The sequence below is a fragment of the Streptomyces sp. NPDC049813 genome (assembly GCF_044465085.1).
In the GTDB taxonomy this organism is placed as follows: domain Bacteria; phylum Actinomycetota; class Actinomycetes; order Streptomycetales; family Streptomycetaceae; genus Streptomyces.
In genome coordinates this window covers 164,852-179,942 of the sequence record NZ_JBITLI010000010.1, presented here as the reverse complement: position 1 = coordinate 179,942, position 15,091 = coordinate 164,852, and the positions used below count along the sequence as shown (strand labels likewise).

Annotated in this window: 19 protein-coding genes; 6 read left to right on the top strand and 13 right to left on the bottom strand. The window is 72.2% G+C overall.

The window, feature by feature from the left end:
* The first annotated feature begins 140 nt into the window (after positions 1-140).
* Complete coding sequence (locus tag ACIBW6_RS21485) at positions 141-416, top strand: hypothetical protein (protein WP_399061873.1); 276 nt, start codon at positions 141-143, stop codon at positions 414-416.
* 88 nt (positions 417-504) lie between these two features.
* On the opposite strand, the gene ACIBW6_RS21480 is transcribed toward ACIBW6_RS21485, so the two are convergent.
* Entirely contained in the window at positions 505-1,059 is a 555-nt protein-coding gene (locus tag ACIBW6_RS21480) for a CGNR zinc finger domain-containing protein (protein ID WP_399061871.1), read from the bottom strand.
* A 123-nt stretch (positions 1,060-1,182) separates the two neighbouring features.
* Here ACIBW6_RS21480 and ACIBW6_RS21475 point away from each other — a divergent pair, with 123 nt between their 5' ends.
* Entirely contained in the window at positions 1,183-2,346 is a 1,164-nt protein-coding gene (locus tag ACIBW6_RS21475; RefSeq protein WP_399061869.1) for an epoxide hydrolase family protein, read from the top strand.
* A gap of 56 nt (positions 2,347-2,402) precedes the next feature.
* On the opposite strand, the gene ACIBW6_RS21470 is transcribed toward ACIBW6_RS21475, so the two are convergent.
* From ACIBW6_RS21470 to ACIBW6_RS21455, 4 genes are all read right to left on the bottom strand, one after another.
* Positions 2,403-3,974: a hypothetical protein gene (locus tag ACIBW6_RS21470; protein WP_399061867.1), complete on the bottom strand. Its 1,572-nt coding sequence runs from the start codon at positions 3,972-3,974 to the stop codon at positions 2,403-2,405.
* A gap of 316 nt (positions 3,975-4,290) precedes the next feature.
* Positions 4,291-4,869, bottom strand: coding sequence for a dihydrofolate reductase family protein (locus tag ACIBW6_RS21465; RefSeq protein WP_399061865.1), 579 nt, complete (start codon positions 4,867-4,869; stop codon positions 4,291-4,293).
* Positions 4,870-5,120: 251 nt separating this feature from the next.
* The gene (locus ACIBW6_RS21460; RefSeq protein WP_399061863.1) at positions 5,121-5,555 is read right to left on the bottom strand and encodes a DUF2267 domain-containing protein; all 435 of its coding nucleotides are present in this window, start codon (positions 5,553-5,555) and stop codon (positions 5,121-5,123) included.
* Between the two features lie 129 nt (positions 5,556-5,684).
* Positions 5,685-6,116 (bottom strand): Hsp20/alpha crystallin family protein, encoded by a 432-nt coding sequence (locus ACIBW6_RS21455; RefSeq protein ID WP_399061861.1) that lies wholly within the window; start codon positions 6,114-6,116, stop codon positions 5,685-5,687.
* Positions 6,117-6,306: 190 nt separating this feature from the next.
* Between ACIBW6_RS21455 and ACIBW6_RS21450 the strand changes: the two genes are divergently transcribed.
* The gene (locus ACIBW6_RS21450; RefSeq protein ID WP_399061859.1) at positions 6,307-6,939 is read left to right on the top strand and encodes a type III effector protein; all 633 of its coding nucleotides are present in this window, start codon (positions 6,307-6,309) and stop codon (positions 6,937-6,939) included.
* Between the two features lie 81 nt (positions 6,940-7,020).
* Here the strand turns inward: ACIBW6_RS21450 and ACIBW6_RS21445 are convergent, their stop codons facing one another.
* From ACIBW6_RS21445 to ACIBW6_RS21435, 3 genes are all read right to left on the bottom strand, one after another.
* Entirely contained in the window at positions 7,021-7,569 is a 549-nt protein-coding gene (locus tag ACIBW6_RS21445; protein ID WP_399061857.1) for a GNAT family N-acetyltransferase, read from the bottom strand.
* A 201-nt stretch (positions 7,570-7,770) separates the two neighbouring features.
* On the bottom strand, positions 7,771-8,505 hold the full coding sequence (locus tag ACIBW6_RS21440; RefSeq protein ID WP_399061855.1) for a dienelactone hydrolase family protein: 735 nt from the start codon (positions 8,503-8,505) through the stop codon (positions 7,771-7,773).
* 289 nt (positions 8,506-8,794) lie between these two features.
* Positions 8,795-9,451, bottom strand: coding sequence for a TetR/AcrR family transcriptional regulator (locus tag ACIBW6_RS21435; RefSeq protein WP_399061853.1), 657 nt, complete (start codon positions 9,449-9,451; stop codon positions 8,795-8,797).
* Between the two features lie 47 nt (positions 9,452-9,498).
* On the opposite strand from ACIBW6_RS21435, the gene ACIBW6_RS21430 reads away from it, so the two are divergent.
* On the top strand, positions 9,499-10,776 hold the full coding sequence (locus ACIBW6_RS21430) for an oxygenase MpaB family protein (RefSeq protein ID WP_399061851.1): 1,278 nt from the start codon (positions 9,499-9,501) through the stop codon (positions 10,774-10,776).
* A 34-nt stretch (positions 10,777-10,810) separates the two neighbouring features.
* Here the strand turns inward: ACIBW6_RS21430 and ACIBW6_RS21425 are convergent, their stop codons facing one another.
* Together ACIBW6_RS21425 and ACIBW6_RS21420 are read right to left on the bottom strand one after the other, a co-directional pair.
* On the bottom strand, positions 10,811-10,996 hold the full coding sequence (locus ACIBW6_RS21425) for a hypothetical protein (protein WP_399061849.1): 186 nt from the start codon (positions 10,994-10,996) through the stop codon (positions 10,811-10,813).
* 486 nt (positions 10,997-11,482) lie between these two features.
* Positions 11,483-11,722, bottom strand: coding sequence for a hypothetical protein (locus ACIBW6_RS21420; RefSeq protein ID WP_399061847.1), 240 nt, complete (start codon positions 11,720-11,722; stop codon positions 11,483-11,485).
* 276 nt (positions 11,723-11,998) lie between these two features.
* On the opposite strand from ACIBW6_RS21420, the gene ACIBW6_RS21415 reads away from it, so the two are divergent.
* On the top strand, positions 11,999-12,718 hold the full coding sequence (locus ACIBW6_RS21415) for a heparin lyase I family protein (RefSeq protein WP_399061845.1): 720 nt from the start codon (positions 11,999-12,001) through the stop codon (positions 12,716-12,718).
* A 66-nt stretch (positions 12,719-12,784) separates the two neighbouring features.
* Here ACIBW6_RS21415 and ACIBW6_RS21410 read toward each other — a convergent pair whose 3' ends face one another.
* Complete coding sequence (locus ACIBW6_RS21410; RefSeq protein ID WP_399061843.1) at positions 12,785-13,510, bottom strand: alpha/beta fold hydrolase; 726 nt, start codon at positions 13,508-13,510, stop codon at positions 12,785-12,787.
* 165 nt (positions 13,511-13,675) lie between these two features.
* Between ACIBW6_RS21410 and ACIBW6_RS21405 the strand changes: the two genes are divergently transcribed.
* A complete protein-coding gene (locus tag ACIBW6_RS21405; RefSeq protein WP_399061841.1) occupies positions 13,676-14,080 on the top strand; it encodes a winged helix-turn-helix transcriptional regulator in 405 nt (134 codons plus the stop codon).
* A gap of 9 nt (positions 14,081-14,089) precedes the next feature.
* Here ACIBW6_RS21405 and ACIBW6_RS21400 read toward each other — a convergent pair whose 3' ends face one another.
* On the bottom strand, positions 14,090-14,380 hold the full coding sequence (locus ACIBW6_RS21400) for a hypothetical protein (protein ID WP_399061839.1): 291 nt from the start codon (positions 14,378-14,380) through the stop codon (positions 14,090-14,092).
* Positions 14,381-14,449: 69 nt separating this feature from the next.
* Entirely contained in the window at positions 14,450-15,061 is a 612-nt protein-coding gene (locus ACIBW6_RS21395) for a class I SAM-dependent methyltransferase (protein ID WP_399061837.1), read from the bottom strand.
* Positions 15,062-15,091: the final 30 nt, after the last annotated feature.

Genomic DNA, 15,091 nt, shown 5'->3' with positions numbered 1-15,091 from the left:
CAGCCCCAGGTCGCTCATAGTGCATCTGCACTAGTGCGGTTCCGAAACGGCGGCCTGGTGCGGGAGTTGACTGGGCACGCGCTGTGCGCGGGAGCCTTCGCCGAGGCTCCCGCGCTTGGTAGTTTCGGCGGGTGCAATTCATGGTGATCACAGAGCGCTACAGCGACCGGTTCGGCGACGAGGACTTCGCGGGTGTCCTGCCCGAGGAGACCGAGACGGTCCGCGGACTCTACGCAGCGGGGACGCTCCGTCAGATCTGGCTCCGTGACGACACGCGAGGAGCCTGCTTCCTCCTGGAAGCCGACTCGCTGCACGACGCCGAGACGGCGGTGGCGGCCCTGCCCCTGGCACAGAAGGAGATGTCGGGCTTCCAGATCATCCCGCTGCGGCCGTACGGCGGTTTCGGGCCCAGCTGACCGTCGGGACGGGGACCGGCGGAGCACCCCGACGCGGCGCGGGCCGCTCCCGAGGCCGCATCACGGCGGCGGGTGCATGGCGGTCGCATCACCGCTTGTTGGCGTTGAAACGCGCCTTCTTCTGACGGTTCCCGCAGGTGTTCATCTCGCACCACTTCCGGGTCCGGCTCTGACTCGTGTCGAAGAAGGCGGCCCGGCAGGTCGGTGAGGCGCACAGGGCCAGTCTCCCGTCCCGTTCACCGGCGAGGATGCTGATCGCGTCGGCAGCGACGACCCCCAGGGCGTCCGCCACGCAGGACCCCGGACTCAGCCGCCACTCACGGTGGTTCTCCGGCGTCAGGACGGCCGCGGCCCGCCCCTGCACGCTGCGGTCGTTGATGACCTGGACGGCGGGCGCGGGCAGCGGGTCCTGGACCGCGGCGGCCGTCAGCGCGGCGTGCACCGACTCCCTCAGTTCCCGGGCGAGTTCGAGCTGCGCGGCGGTGCAGGACTCCACGGCGAGGCCGCTGACCGTCAGCCAGTCGGCGAGCCGGCGCGGCACCGGAATGCGTTCCACGGCGTCGCCGCACCGCTCCGTCAGCGTCGCCGTGAAGCTGGTCGCCAGCACCTTGCCGAGCCGGAACTCGGGGAACCGATCATGCATGGAACCACCTTAGCCGGTTGCGCCCCGGCTCCGAGGCTTGCTACAACCGTTACGGGCAAGAACCGGCTTAGACGGTTCAGTGACACGTCTCCGCCGATACCGCGACGACGACCGGGAGGTCCCATGCCCAGCGATGTGCAAGCGTTCGAAGCCCGTGCGACCGACGCCGAACTCGAGGACCTGCGCGCCCGGCTCGCCGCGGCGCGCCTCCCGGAGGCCGAGACGGTCCACCGGGCCGCGCCGGGGCCCGGCCGCTGGGCCCAGGGGGTTCCGCTGGCCGACCTCATCGATGTCGTGCACTACTGGCGCACGTCGTACGACTGGCGGTCGTTCGAAGCGCGCCTCGACCGGATCGGCCAGTTCCGTACGACCATCGACGGCCTGGGCATCCACTTCCTGCACCGCCGCTCCGCCCGCGCGGACGCCACGCCGTTGCTCCTCACGCACGGCTGGCCGGGAAGCGTCGCCGAGTTCGTCGACATCGTGGACGAACTGGCGGACCCGGACGACGCGAACGCGCCCGCGTTCCACGTCGTCGTCCCGTCGCTGCCCGGTTTCGGCTACAGCGACAAGCCGGACGCCCCAGGGTGGGACATCGAGAAGATCGCGGCCGCCTGGGTGGAGCTGATGGGACGGCTCGACTACGACAGGTTCCTGGCGCACGGGGGCGACTGGGGCGGTGTGATCACCACGGTCCTGGGCGGCAGGTTCCCGCAGCACGTGGTCGGCATCCACTCCACGCTGGCCGAGGCGCCGCCCGGGCTGCCCCTGGACGGGCTGTCCGCGACCGATCGCCAGTGGGCCGAGGGCACCCGCGACTTCTGGCGGAACCGGGCGGCGTACGCGAAGCAGCAGGCGACCCGGCCGCAGACCATCGGCTACGCGCTCGTGGACTCCCCCGTCGGTCAACTGGCCTGGATCCTGGACAAGTTCGCGGAGTGGACGGACACCGAGGACAGCCCGTTCGAGACGGTCTCGCTGGACCGGGTCCTCGACGACGTGACGCTGTACTGGCTGACGCGGACCGGAGCGTCGTCGGCGCGGATCTACTACGAGAGCCACCGGGCGCTCGACCCGGCGCTCCGGGTCGACGTCCCGGCGGCGATCACCATGTACCCCCGGGACATCGAGAAGTGCCCGCGGGTGTGGGCGCAGGAGCGGTACCGGCGGATCGTGCGGTGGAGGTCTCCGGAGGCCGGAGGCCACTTCCCGTCACTGGAGGTGCCCGGCTTCTTCGTGCGGGATCTGCGGGAGGGCCTCGCGGCGGTGTTGTCGGCGGGTGAGTGAGTGCGGCCGGTCGGGCCCGGCGTCCCGGGGCGCCGCGACACGCGCCCCTCGCGGGCTCACTCCACCGCGTACAGGGCAGCACCGCCCGGCCCCTCCCCCGCCTTCACGACACCGGGCATCCGGGAGAACAGCGGCGTCTGCTCCCGCGTCGCCAGGATCCACCGCACCTCGTACCGCGCGAGGGCCTGCCGACGTGCCGCCGGGGCGGCGCCGGGCGTGAAGACGGTGCGCAACGCCCGGTAGCGGGCGGCCGCTTCCGCGGTGCTGAGGGTCGGGTCCGGCCAGGCCGGGCTGACCAGCGACATGCCGTAGGCCGGGATCAGGTGGTTCAGCGGCTTGGCGGTGGCCGCCACCACGTCGCCGCGCCGCATACGCGAGGCCGCCCAGTCCAGGTGGGCCCACCGCGCGTACGGCTCGGGCAGCACCCGTTCGGCCACGGCACGCTGCCCCCTCGGCACCAGCCAGACCAGGGGTGAGGACTGGGCCCACATCCCGACGGCGCACGCGGCCACAGCGACGACGACCACGAGGCGCGTGCGCGCCGTCCCGCGCCACCAGGTCACCGACTCGACGGCGAGGGCCACCTGAAGGGCGATCATGGCGAAGACGCTCATCCGGCTCAGCGTGTACGCACCGGTGCAGTAGCCGTGGACCACCAGCAGCAGGGCGGCCCCGGCCAGCGCGGCCAGGGGGTCGAGCGCGTCCCGGCGCAGCCGTCCGGCGAGCGCGACGAGCCCCAGGGCGCCGAACCCGTACACCCCCCATACGTTCTTGTAGACGCGCGCATGGAGGTGGTCGAGCTGGTCGGAGCCGACCAGGGTCAGCACGTTGTAGTACGGCCACGCCACGACCATCGCGGTGCACACGAGCCCCGCGGCGACGAGTTGGAGGCGCTGGCCAGCGGTCAGGCGCAGGAGCGGGCGGGCCAGGAAGGCGAGACAGCCGAGGGCCGCGCCGACACCGGCGATGGTGTGGCTGATCAGCGTCACGGCCGCGGCGGGTGTCATCAGCAGGAGCAGCCAGGGCCGGGGAACCCGCGCCCAGCGGGCGGCGCCGACCCAGAGATGCAGGGCCATGGCCAGGGCGAAACAGCTGGGGAAGCCCGCGTTGAGAGCTAGGGAGAAGGCGTTGTGGAAGCCCGCCCACAGGAAACCCACCGGCCCCCACAGGAACAGGGTGAACAGCAGCGCGACGGGCGGCGCCCAACGGCTGGGGCTGAGAAGCCGCGTCAGGCGACAGACACCGCTCAGCAGCATCGCCCCGTTGACGACGGCACACATCTTGATCGTGCCGAAGGCGGTGAGACCGAGAGCCCGGCCGGCCAGAGCAGCCGCGACCGTGAACGGCGTGTAGTACGGGCTGGAACCGTCCGGGATGTCGAGCAGCGGATTGCCGGGGTGGGCCCGCGCATGCTGCAACCGGTCGATGACGGCCGCGTGCTGGCCGTAGTCCCAGATCCACGGCTCGACCTGCCCGATCAGGACCACGTAGGCGAGAAGGGGCAGCGCGACCGCGAGCGACGGCCACCAGACCGACCACCGGGAGCGCGTCGCGCCGGGAGGGTGTGGGGGACGGTTTCTGGGCAGGACCTCGTGGCGCCCGGGCCGCATCGTGGAACCGACGGCCATGCGCGCGTCTCCTCAAGTGACCAGGTCGCAGCCTTCTGCGGCCTTTCCTCGGACCTGCCGCTTGCCGCAGACCCTCTGTAGGCCTTCCGCAGGCTACGAGCGAGCCACGCGGCACGGGAGCGCCGCGCCTGGCACCTCCTTCGTTCGGCCCCCAATGAGCCGGCTGTGCCCGCGCGGACAGGTCCGCGCCTCACCGGCGGAGGTGGGCAAGGCGGTCAGGGGTGCCTGAGGGGGCGGCTCGCCGGGGTGCGGCTGACCGGCCGCCGCGCTTCTTCTGCGTTGTTTCTGCCTGGCCCGCGGCTGGAGTGAGTCGGGCTCAAGGGTGCAGCGTGGGGCGGTAGACCAGTTCCTGGATGTCCGTGTCGAGTGTTCGGTGGGCGATCAGTTCCAGGTCGAAGTCGGCCGCTCCGGCGAAGATCGGGGCCAGGCCGGTGCGGCCGGTGATCACCGGGAAGAGCGTCACCTGGACGCGGTCGACCAGGCCGGCGGCGAGCAGGGCCCGGTTCATGGCGAGGCTGCCGTGCGAGCGCAGCGGCACCTCGGACTCCTTCTTGAGCCGGGCGACGACATCGACGGCGTCGCCCGGCGCGATGGTGGCGTCCGGCCAGTCGAGGGGTCCTTCGAGCGTGGTCGACACGACCGTCGCCGGCAGGTGCCGCATCCGCGTCACCCACGGGTCCCGCACGTCGGAGTCCTGGGTGCTCTCCGCCAGCATCTGCGCGAACGCCCGATACGTGTGGGCCCCGAACACCATGCGTTGCGGTTCGTCGTACTGGGCGAGTCGGTGGTCGAGGAGTTCGGGGCCCTGCTTGCCCCAGTAACCGGTCCAGTCGCCACTGGCGGCGCCGAAACCGTCGAGGCTGGAGAAGACGTCGAAGGTGTACGTGGCCGTCATGATGCGCTCCTGAGTTCCGCGGTGCGGGGCGTGCCTGTCAGGAGGTGAGACCGGCCACCGGGGCGGAACTCATCGGCCGGCGTCGGCACGGAACGGCGGCGCCGGGCATCCGGGCTCCGCCGGTCCGAGCGCGTCGGCGTGGTCGCCGGGGGGCGTGTGGGCGGGGGCGGGGATGACGTAGGTGTGCGGAACGTCATCCCCGCCCACCAGCACGCCGACGCCGCGGCGCGGGGCGCGGACCCCTCCCGCCGTCACGCGGCCTGGATCAGCTCCGCGCGGCCGAACAGGAGCGCGTACCCGTTGGGGAGCTGGCGCAGGATGCGGGTGAGCAGCTCCGGACCGGCCAGGTGGGCGACGGTGGCGAGGACGGCCCCGGTGTCCCAGCGGGTCGTGGCGGGGGTGGCTCCGGCGCGACCGGCGAGTTCCTTGACGAAGCCCCATCCGGTGAGCGGTTCCATGGTGGGGATCTCCGCGGTGAGGACGGCCGCCGCTTCCCGGGGCAGACGCGCGGCGAGCTCGACCCGCTCCTCGCCCGTCAGCTGCCGGCCGAGGCCCGACAGGATCAGGCGGGTGACTTCCTCGGCTCGCTCGCGGGTGGGGTAGGCGCCCTCGTAGCGGACTTTCTCCAGCATCTGCTCGAACGTCATCGCGGAGGAGTGCTGACGCGGGACACGCAGGGCGGACATCACTGCGGTGACTGCCTTTCTTGTACCGAGGGGTGTTCATCAGTGGGGGGCGGTCGGCGCCCGCACGAGGGCGGGCGCCGATTCGCCACCAAGGTGGCCCCGGCTCTCGCGGGCCGGGGCCGCGAGGGGTCAGCCGGAGATCTCCCTGCGCGAGGACGCCTCGCCGACGGTGATCTTGCGGGGCTTGGCGCGCTCGGCGATCGGGACGCGCAGGGTCAGCACTCCCGCGTCGTAGTCGGCCTTGATGCGCTCGGTGTCCAGGGTGTCGGCCAGCACGACCTGCCGGGAGAAGACGCCCAGCGGCCGCTCGGAGAGCTCCATCTGCACGTCGTCGGCCTTCTGCGTGGGCCTGCGCTCCGCCTTGACCGTCAGCATGTTCCGCTCGACGTCGATGTCGATCGCCTCCGCGCTGACGCCGGGGAGGTCGAAGGCCATGACGTACTCGTCGCCCTCGCGGTAGGCGTCCATCGCCATCAGAGAGGGTCGCGTCCAGGTGCCGGAGCCGGTCAGCTGCTGGGCGAGACGGTCGAGTTCGCGGAACGGGTCGGTGCGCATCAACATCGCGAAAACACCTCCAGAAGGTTCGGGCAGTACCTGCCAATGCGCTGCACTGACACTGTTGTAGCATGTCATCCATCGGATGACAAACACGATGTCGTCCACCTGATGACATACCATCGGTGGCGACCGAGGGGTGACGACCGATGACCAACGTCCCGCGACACCACGGAACAGCTGACGAGGAGGGCCCGTGACATCAGACGGCCGACCCGAACGATCCGCCCCGCAGAGCCCCGCCTCCTTCCTCACCGCCGCGGCTGCGCTGGAGGCCATCGACGGTGAGCTGCACACCGCCCGCGAGGAGGATCGGGACCACCGCCACGAGTCCTTGACCGGTCCCGAGCAGGCGCTGGCCTCCCTCCTGTTGCTGCGGCGCATCAGGGAGGAGCTGTCCGGCTGGGAGACCGGCCTCATCGAGACCGCCCGTGACGCGGGCGCCAGCTGGGCCGATCTCGCCCACCCGCTCGGCGTCGCCAGTCGGCAGGCCGCCGAGCGCCGCTACCTGCGCAACCGCCCAGGCCCCTCCGGTTCCACGGCCGAGGAGCGGGTGCAGGCCACCCGGGACCGGCGTGCCGCCGACCGCTCCACGGCCGCCTGGGCCCGCCGCCACGCCGCCGAACTGCGCCGCATCGCCGTGCAGATCACCGCGCTCACCGATCTCCCGGCCGCGGCCGGCCGGCCCGTCGGCCAGCTCGACGCCGCGCTCGCCCACGACGATCCCGCCACCCTCCTCCCCCCTCTGCACGCGGCCCGCCCCCACCTGACCGCAGGCCACCCCGACCTCGCCGCCCGGCTCGACGCCCTGACCGACGCAACGCCCTGACCGACGCAACGCCCCGACCGGCTCGACGCCCTGATCCGCACCGCACCCTCCCCCGCCGTTCGCCGGGCGGGTTTCAGGACCTCACACCTTCGTGCGCGGCTCCGCGTCCGTCGCCAGCCGGGCGTGCAGCTCTACGTCGTAGCGGACGCCGTCGTAGGAGAGCTTCTGCCGCTGCCGTCCTTCGACCGTGAACCCCGCGGCGCGGGCCACCCGGCACGAGGCGAGGTTGTCGACCTGGTGGCCCAGTTCGAGCCGGAAGAGTGCCGCGTCGGCGAAGGCCCAGCGGGCCAGGGAGCGGCAGGCACGGGAGGCTACGCCCCGGCCCCGTGCCACGGACGTCGTCCAGTAGGAGACCCAGCCGACGTCGTGGCGCCGGTCCACCGGGCCGACGCCCATCTGCCCGAGGACGGTGCCGCTGCCGTCCACGACCGCGAAGGAGTACGCGGAGCCCGCGGTCCAGTGGTCGTCCCGCGCCGCGATCCACTGCTCGGCGGCCGCTACGTGGTCGAGCGGCTGGTTGGTCTGCCGGCGCATGAGCGGATCCGCGAACGCGGCCAGCACCGCCCGGGCATCGGCCGCCACCCATCTCCGCAGCACCAGGCCGGACGGGTCCTCCACTCGCTCACGCACCACGCGAGTCTCCCGCACGCCGGATCACCTGTCAGGCGGTCGTCCGTTGTTCAGCCAGTGCGGGGTTGCGCGTCCGTGCTGTTCAGCCCGTCAGCGGTCCGCGTCCTTCTTGTCGCTGTCGAACCAGTAACTCCCGTAGAGGGACGGCGAGTCGGCCGTGCTGGCCCCGCCACCATGGTGGCGGGGCCAGCCTCTAAGGCGTCACCTCAGATGGCGCTTGAAGAACTGCGCCGCGGCCTCCCCCGCGTACTCCGGGACGCCGGTGTGCCCGCCGAGATGGGCGTGCAGGGACTTCTCCTCGGAACCGAAGGCGTCGAACAGGTCGAGGGACGCCCCCCGGTCATTGCCCTCGTCGTCCCACTGCAACAGGACGTGCAGCGGAATGGTCACCCGCTTCGCGTCCTCGAACGTGGCGCGGGGCACGAAACTCCCCGCGAACAGGACGGCGGCCGCGATCCGCGGATCGACCGCGGCGAGCCGGACGCCGAGGGCGATCACTCCGCCCGAGAAACCGACGGGACCGCCGAGTCCGGGCAGCGCCAGCAGCGCGTCCAGGGCGCCCTGCCACTCCGGGACGTGCTTCTCGACGAGCGGGAGCGTGAGGGCGTCGACGATCTCGTCGCTGACCGGCTCGCCGGCCTGCATCGCCCGGCGCAGTTCTGCCCGGGCCTGGTCGAGGGCGGGCCAGCGGGGTCGCTCGCCGCTCCCGGGCAGCTCGATCGTGGCCGACGCGAAACCGTCCGCCGCGGAGTGCCGTGCCCGGGCCGCCAGCCGGGGGTACATCCGCCCGAGGCCGAGGGGAGGGTGGCCGAGCAGGATCAGCGGCGCAGGCTCGGGGGCCGACGCGGGCGTCCAGAGGATGCCGGGGATGTCCCCGAGAGTGAATGTCCGTTCGAGGACGCCGTCGTCGAGGCGTTGCTCAGAGGTGATGTGCATGGTCGTACCTTCCGAAGGAGTGCGCTGAACGGCGCTCCCGGACGACCTGCCTATCGTCCGACCGTGACCCCGAAGGGGAGCACCCATGTGTTCACTGTGTTCACGGGTACCACCTCCTCGGTCTGTCGCACGGCCACCGGAAAGGTAGCAGGGATCTTCCCCTCCCGGCCAACCCTTTTCCCGCAGACGGCGACGGGCGCGGGTCCGCTGCCCGCCCCGTCCTGACGTCACGGCCTCACGGCGTCACTGCGTCACTGCGTCACGGCGTCACGGCGTCACGGGTCACGGGTCACGGCGTCGTGCGGATGTAGCTCAGTGTCAGCTGGGTCAGCTCCGCCAGGAACCGGTCCCTCGGGATGGGCGGGCGGTCCAGGAGATAGCGGACCGTGAGGTGCTCGACCGTGCGGACCAGCATCCAGGCCGCCTCGGCCAGTGGGACGTCCGTGCGCAGTTCGTCGCGGCGGGTGGTGAGGTACGCGAGGACCAGTTCGCCGATGCGCTCCTCGAAGACGCGCAGGGCCCGGCCGTCGTCCAGCCGCGGACCGTCGACGACGGCGGCCCGCAGGAACGCCGGCTCGACGTCCAGGCCGTCGAGCAGGGTGGCCAGGGTCGCGCGGACCATCACCGGCGCCGGCTGCTCGAACTGGCCCGTCATCCGCGCGGTGACCCCCGCCACCAGCCGGTCGCTGTAGCGCTCCAGCACGGCGGAGACGATCGCGTCCTTGTGCGGGAAGTACTGGTACAGCGAGCCGGGGCTGAGCCCGGCCGCGGCCGCCATGCGGCTCGTGGACGCACCCTCGTAGCCGTACTCGGCCAGGATCTGCTCGCCCGCTTCCAGGATGCGTTCGACCGTGGCCCGGGACCGCTCCTGGCGCGGAGTCCTGCGGGCCGCAACGCGAGTGCGAGGCGTGCGCCGGGCGGGCGGACCGGGTGGTGACGTGGGCATCAGAAGGCGACTTGAACGCGAATATGAGAGGCCGTCAGCATCGACTCATGGTCGCATACGAGTCCGCGCCGCGAGAGCCCTCGTTCGAACCGTGTCCGACGAGGCCGCCCTCGCCCCCCTACCCCCGGCGCTTCCGCGAGACCGAGCAGCTCAACCGGCGCCTCGCACGGCCGCTGCGCCTGTTGGGCGCCGCAAGCGGGAAGGTCGACGAACGGCTGCTCGCCACCATCGGCGAGCGGCTCACCGCCCGCGACGAGACGGCCGCGGCGCTGGCCCGGGCCATGCGGCACACCGGCGCCGCGCACCCCCACAAGGTCACGATGCGCCAGTTCCGGCACGCCCTCGCCGACGGCGTCGACGCGGTGCCCGACGCGCCGCGAGCATTACGCGACTTCTTCGCCGCGGTCGACGCGGTGCCGGACTGGGTCGACTTCGCCCTGATCGACGAGGGAGGCCGGGTGGCGCGCCGGTTCGGCCGCAACGCCGTCGACGTGATGCTGCCCCTCGCGCTGATCGGCTCCTACCGCTTCGACGGTCCGCCGCGGCTGCTCGTCGAGACGGGCGGTCTGCTCGGCGACTCCGCCCTGCGCAGGATCGCCGAGACCCAGAAGTGGGCGGCGACGGTCACCGCGCCCGACGCGCTGCGCCGCAGCGGCGAGGGCTTCCGGCTGACGGTGCAGGTCCGCCTCATGCACGCCCTGGTCAACGACCGGTTCGAGCGCAGTGGACGCTGGGACACCGAGCACTGGGGCCTGCCCGTCAACCAGTCGGACCTCGCCTCCACCCTCGGCCTGTTCAACGCGGTCCAGCTCCTCGGGGTCCGTCTGCTCGGCGTGCGCGTCAGCCGCGCGGAGTCACGTGCCCTCATGCACCTGTGGATGTACGTCGGCCATCTCATGGGCGTGGACGCGGACTGGCTCAGCGACCGCGAGTCCCGGCAGCACCACCTCAACTACCATCTGCTGCTGACCCAGAGCTACGGCGGACCGGCGGGACCACCCCTGGCCGGCGCACTCGTGGAAGCCCAACGCCACCTGCATTTCCCGCACTTCGCGCGGGTCCGGCGCGCCTACGCCCGGGCCCGGCTATTGAGCATGCTGCGCTACTTCCTCGGCCGCCGCGGCCTGCGCGACCTCCAGCTGCCGCCCGCGATCCCCTGGGCCGTCCCGCCCGTGATCGCCGCCAATCTCCTGCGCTACCAGATACTCGGCCGGACGGCGGCAGGCCGCGCACACCTGGAACGCCGTGGGGACCGCTTCGTCGAACGCCATCTGCGGCGGCACTTCCACGAGGAGCCGCAAGGTGTCGCGGCGATCGAGGTGTGAGCGCGCGGGCATGAAGGTGTGACCACGAAGGTGTTCAGGGCCGGGGCATCTGCTCCGGCCGCAGCTCCGTGTCGTGTCCGGCCGACGTGCTGTCCGGGCACGCCCAGCGCTGGTGCACCGCGCCCGTCGTGGGCTCAAGGGTGCGCTCCTCCATGAGCTCCACCATCTCTTTGCCGCAGGTGGGACAGAGCGGCGGGACGTCGCAGAAGTCGGGATTCATGGTGCCTCCGTCGTGCTCATACGGCTACGTAGCGATGCGCCCGGCCCTGCTCCCCGCATCCGCGTCGCGGAGCGAAGGCGTCTCGGCCTGCTCGGGCCGGAGCAGCGCGCGGTGTGACCCGGCGCCACTCCAGGGTGTGCCGTACTCCGCGTGCACGCATGTCGAACTCATCGCGACGACGGGCGGGCACCGGCCGGGGACGACCGCCGGGCGGACCCCGCCCAGGACCGGCCTGGCCGTACAGGCACCGCCCGGAACCGATGTTCCCGGGCGGACGTCCTCCGGTACATGGCAACAGGCGGCAGCACCATGGGCGACGAGCCCAGCTGGTTCGAGCTTCTGATCATCTTCGCCGTCTTCGCGGCCATCCCCACCGTGATCGGCGGGGCGATCATCCTGTCCCTCGTCGGTCTGACGGTGTGGGCGACGGCGCCGCTGCGCCGGCGCAGGCGCGCCGCCACGGCCGAGGTGCCGGCGAGCCCGGGGTCAGGACTCCGGGGGGTCGTGCGGCCGGCGGCCGCTGGTGACGGTGACGCAGCTCGCCATGGCGCCCATGACCACGCCGACGAGTAGGCCGGACGAACCGCCCATGAAGAATCCGGCTGTCCCGCCGAGCAGCACGCCCACCAGGCCGTGCACGATCCAGCGGTGGACGAACGCCCAGGAGTCGGTGCGGTCGGTCATGCGGCAGCCCGCCAGGAGTTCACACCCGTGCAGTTCCCGCACCTTACCCACCCTCCCCAGCTGACCAGGCGGGGGCCGCACCTCACGGCCGCCCACCCGCCCGTCCGCCCGCCCCGGCCGCTGTACCGCGCCGCCTCTGTACGAAAGCCCGCGGCCGGCTGTTTCGAAGCGCAGCGCTGGAGCGAACGATCAATACGATCAATTCGGTGAGAAACATTGAGCGTTGTGGTCGATCCCCGCTACAACGGTGCGGGAGCCGCCCGCCAGCCCCTCCGGCCGGCGCGCTGACCCGTCCCCCACCTACCGACGAGGTGACCCGTGTACCGCACCCCACTGCGTGCCTGGATCTGCACCGCCGCCGCCACCGCCTGCGCCACGGTCCTGGCCGCCTCCCCCGCGCAGGCGTCCGTGCTCTGGGACGCGGACGCCGCCCAGGGCGTCGGCGTCTTCGTGACCACCCTCTGCGACAGCCCCGGCTCCGTCACCACCGGGAACTGGGACGACGGGCACGGCGCGTTCTTCAAGTTCAACAAGCCCGTCGGGTCGCCGCGCTGCGAGGCGCACAGCGTCCGCACCCCCGCCGGTGAGTACACCTTCAAGGACGACAGCACGTACTGGTTCGGCTGGGACTCCATGACCAAGACGGGCGACGCCCAGACCGTCTTCCAGTGGAAGTCCAACGGCACCAACGATCAGAACAGCCAGAACTACCCCGTGCTGATGAAGGTGGAGGACGATCAGCTCAAGGCCTGGTATGTGGCGCCGGGCGAGACCTGGACCTCCATCGGGACGACGCCCTGGACGGCCGGGGAGTGGCACTCCGTCCAGCTCGGGATCACCACGGACGCGGGCGGCGCGGGCACCCTGTCCGTGTACAAGGACGGTACCGAGTTCGCCTCCAGGACCGGCGCGCGGACCTGGGACGACCTGGGCAACAAGCCGCGCTGGGGCACCTACTTCGGCACGGACACGAGCACCGCCTCCATCAACTGGGTGGCCGGCCTGTCCATGGGCACCGCCCGCTCCGACGTCGACTGACCCGGGCGTCCGGCGGGTCGGGCGCGGCCAGAGCGGCCCGCGCGCGGTCCCGGTCGGGGCCGGGGCTCAGGCGAGCTTCAGGAGCAGCTCGCTCAGCTCGGCCGGCATGGTGATCATGCAGTCGTGGCCGGTCGGCAGCTCCCAGACCTGCGCGGGGGCACCGTTGGGCTGCGTCGCGGGGACGGGACGGCGGGTGATGCCTTCGGGGGTGGCGCCGACATTGTGGATGTGCGTGCGCGCGATCGCGTCCACGGCCGGGTTGTCGAGCCGCACCGGCTGCTGGAGGCAGCGCACCGGCTGGTCCGAGAGCATCCCGCGCAGCCAGGCGACGTCCGCCGGGTCCGTGACGCCGAACAGGCCGAAGGGCGCGGGGAGTTCGGGCAGCGGCGGCACGCGCCAGCCGCTCTCGGACTGCTCGGCGAGCTCGATCAGCCGCCGGGTCACGGGCTGGACGTCGGCCGCGCTCTCGCCGTCCTCGGGGACCATCGCGTCGAGGTAGACCAGGTGCGCGACGCGTTCCGGCACCTCGTTGGCGGCGGAGGAGATCACCAGGCCCGCATAGCTGTGGCCGACGAGTATCACGTCGTGGAGGTCCTGCCCGGTGATCAGCCCGACGACGTCGGCGACGTGTGTGTCGAGCCCCACCTGCGGGCCGAGCAGGTCCACGCGGTCGCCGTAGCCGGTCAGGGACGGCGCGTACACCCGGTGTCCGGCGGCCTCCAGCAGCGGCACCACGCGCTCCCAGCTGCGTCCGCTGTGCCAGGCGCCGTGTACGAGCAGGTAGGTGGACATGCGTGCACCGTTCTTTCTTCGCGGAGCGGGGGGAAACGGCACGGCCTACGTGTGTGGTTATCTTTCGTGCCTCGGTACTGTTCCAGTACTGAGAACATGCTGGTGCACACCACGCACCACAGGCAATAAGGCACTTTCTGGTGCCCCGGTTCCCTGGAGGTAACCATGGAGGAGGCCGCGGGCGGGCCGCCGTCGGCCGCGCGGTCCAGCGACGCGTGCCGGACCCGGGTGGTGCTCGACATCGTCGGTGACAAGTGGTCGCTGCTGGTGGTGCGCTCCCTGCGGCACGGACCGCGCCGCTTCACCGAGCTGAAGAAGGCCGTCGACGGCATCAGCCAGCGGATGCTCACGGTGACGCTGCGCAGCCTGGAGCGGGACGGCATCCTCACCCGCACGGTCCACAACGTGATGCCGCCGCACGTGAGTTACGAACTCACCGAGATGGGAGTCACCCTGCGCGAGGCCACGGCTCCCCTGCTCGACTGGAGCATCTCCCACCTCGCCCGGATCGACGACGCGCGCGCCGCGTACGACTCCCGGACACCCCCCTCTGCGTCGGGGCGGGCGTAGGGGCACGCGTCAGGTCGTCTCCAGGGAGTTGTCGAGGACCTTCGCGTTCTTGATGGTCTCGATGGGCCGGGCCCCGGTGAGGACCTGCAACGGAGACTTTCCGGGGCGCCGCGCGTGGTCGCCGGGCGCGTCCGGGGCCGCGTCGTCGACGACGGCGGTCCGGGCGACGACGTCGTCCCGCTCACCCGGGGACGCCGGTGCGGCGCCGGCGAAGGCGGGGGTCCCGGCGGTGAGAGCGGCGACGCCGGCGATCCCGGCGACGGCTGCGGCACTGAGTGCTCGGTTGAACATCATGGTCATGCCGGGACAACGAGACACGCGGCCGGGAGGCACGAGCACCCCCGTGCCGGCGGCCGGGAGGGCAGGCGGTCAGGCGCGGGCCCGGTGGACGCTCACCGCGTATCCGCCGCCGTCGTAGGGTGCGGCGTCCCAGGTGGCGAAGCGGTCGACGCGTTCGAGTCCGGCCGCCGCGCAGCAGGCGTCGTACTCCGGCAGGGTCAGGGCTGGCGGGACGGGCAGGTGGGCGGCGTCCAGGCCGAAGCCCGCGACCAGCAGGCCGCCCGGGCGCAGGGCCGCGGCCAGGCGGTCGACGACCGTGGCCTCCGTCCCGGGCGCGAGCAGCGGCAGGACGTTGCCCGCGGCCACCACGAGGTCGAAGTCCGCGGCGACGCCGAGTGCGGCGGGGTCGAACGCGGCGAGGTCGACCTGGAACCAGGGCAGCGCCGGCGCCCGGTCCCGTGCCACGTCCAGCATCGAGGCGTCCAGGTCGATCCCCACGCAGTCGTACCCGAGCTCCGCCAGCCGGATCATCACCCGGCCGGTGCCGCAGCCCGCGTCCAGCACGCGCGCGCCGGCCGGCACCAGGGCGCTGCACAGGGCAGCCTCGCCGTGCATGTCCTTGCCGCTGCGGCGCAGCGCCTCGAAGCGTGTCGCGTACTCCTCGCCGGACGTCCCGCCGGTCAGTTCCTGCCAACGACTCATGGCCGCGACTATAGGGGGCGGGCCTGCCCC

Excerpts from the sequence above, each read along its gene's own strand:
- ACIBW6_RS21465 (WP_399061865.1), bottom strand. The coding sequence starts at position 4,869 with ATGACGGCCACGTACACCTTCGACGTCTTCTCCAGCCTCGACGGTTTC.
- ACIBW6_RS21440 (WP_399061855.1), bottom strand. The coding sequence starts at position 8,505 with ATGCACATCACCTCTGAGCAACGCCTCGACGACGGCGTCCTCGAACGG.
- ACIBW6_RS21425 (WP_399061849.1), bottom strand. The coding sequence starts at position 10,996 with ATGAATCCCGACTTCTGCGACGTCCCGCCGCTCTGTCCCACCTGCGGC.
- ACIBW6_RS21460 (WP_399061863.1), bottom strand. The coding sequence starts at position 5,555 with ATGTCCGCCCTGCGTGTCCCGCGTCAGCACTCCTCCGCGATGACGTTC.
- ACIBW6_RS21470 (WP_399061867.1), bottom strand. The coding sequence starts at position 3,974 with ATGGCCGTCGGTTCCACGATGCGGCCCGGGCGCCACGAGGTCCTGCCC.
- ACIBW6_RS21400 (WP_399061839.1), bottom strand. The coding sequence starts at position 14,380 with ATGACCATGATGTTCAACCGAGCACTCAGTGCCGCAGCCGTCGCCGGG.
- ACIBW6_RS21480 (WP_399061871.1), bottom strand. The coding sequence starts at position 1,059 with ATGCATGATCGGTTCCCCGAGTTCCGGCTCGGCAAGGTGCTGGCGACC.
- ACIBW6_RS21435 (WP_399061853.1), bottom strand. The coding sequence starts at position 9,451 with ATGCCCACGTCACCACCCGGTCCGCCCGCCCGGCGCACGCCTCGCACT.
- ACIBW6_RS21430 (WP_399061851.1), top strand. The coding sequence starts at position 9,499 with ATGGTCGCATACGAGTCCGCGCCGCGAGAGCCCTCGTTCGAACCGTGT.
- ACIBW6_RS21410 (WP_399061843.1), bottom strand. The coding sequence starts at position 13,510 with ATGTCCACCTACCTGCTCGTACACGGCGCCTGGCACAGCGGACGCAGC.
- ACIBW6_RS21485 (WP_399061873.1), top strand. The coding sequence starts at position 141 with ATGGTGATCACAGAGCGCTACAGCGACCGGTTCGGCGACGAGGACTTC.
- ACIBW6_RS21395 (WP_399061837.1), bottom strand. The coding sequence starts at position 15,061 with ATGAGTCGTTGGCAGGAACTGACCGGCGGGACGTCCGGCGAGGAGTAC.
- ACIBW6_RS21405 (WP_399061841.1), top strand. The coding sequence starts at position 13,676 with ATGGAGGAGGCCGCGGGCGGGCCGCCGTCGGCCGCGCGGTCCAGCGAC.
- ACIBW6_RS21475 (WP_399061869.1), top strand. The coding sequence starts at position 1,183 with ATGCCCAGCGATGTGCAAGCGTTCGAAGCCCGTGCGACCGACGCCGAA.
- ACIBW6_RS21455 (WP_399061861.1), bottom strand. The coding sequence starts at position 6,116 with ATGTTGATGCGCACCGACCCGTTCCGCGAACTCGACCGTCTCGCCCAG.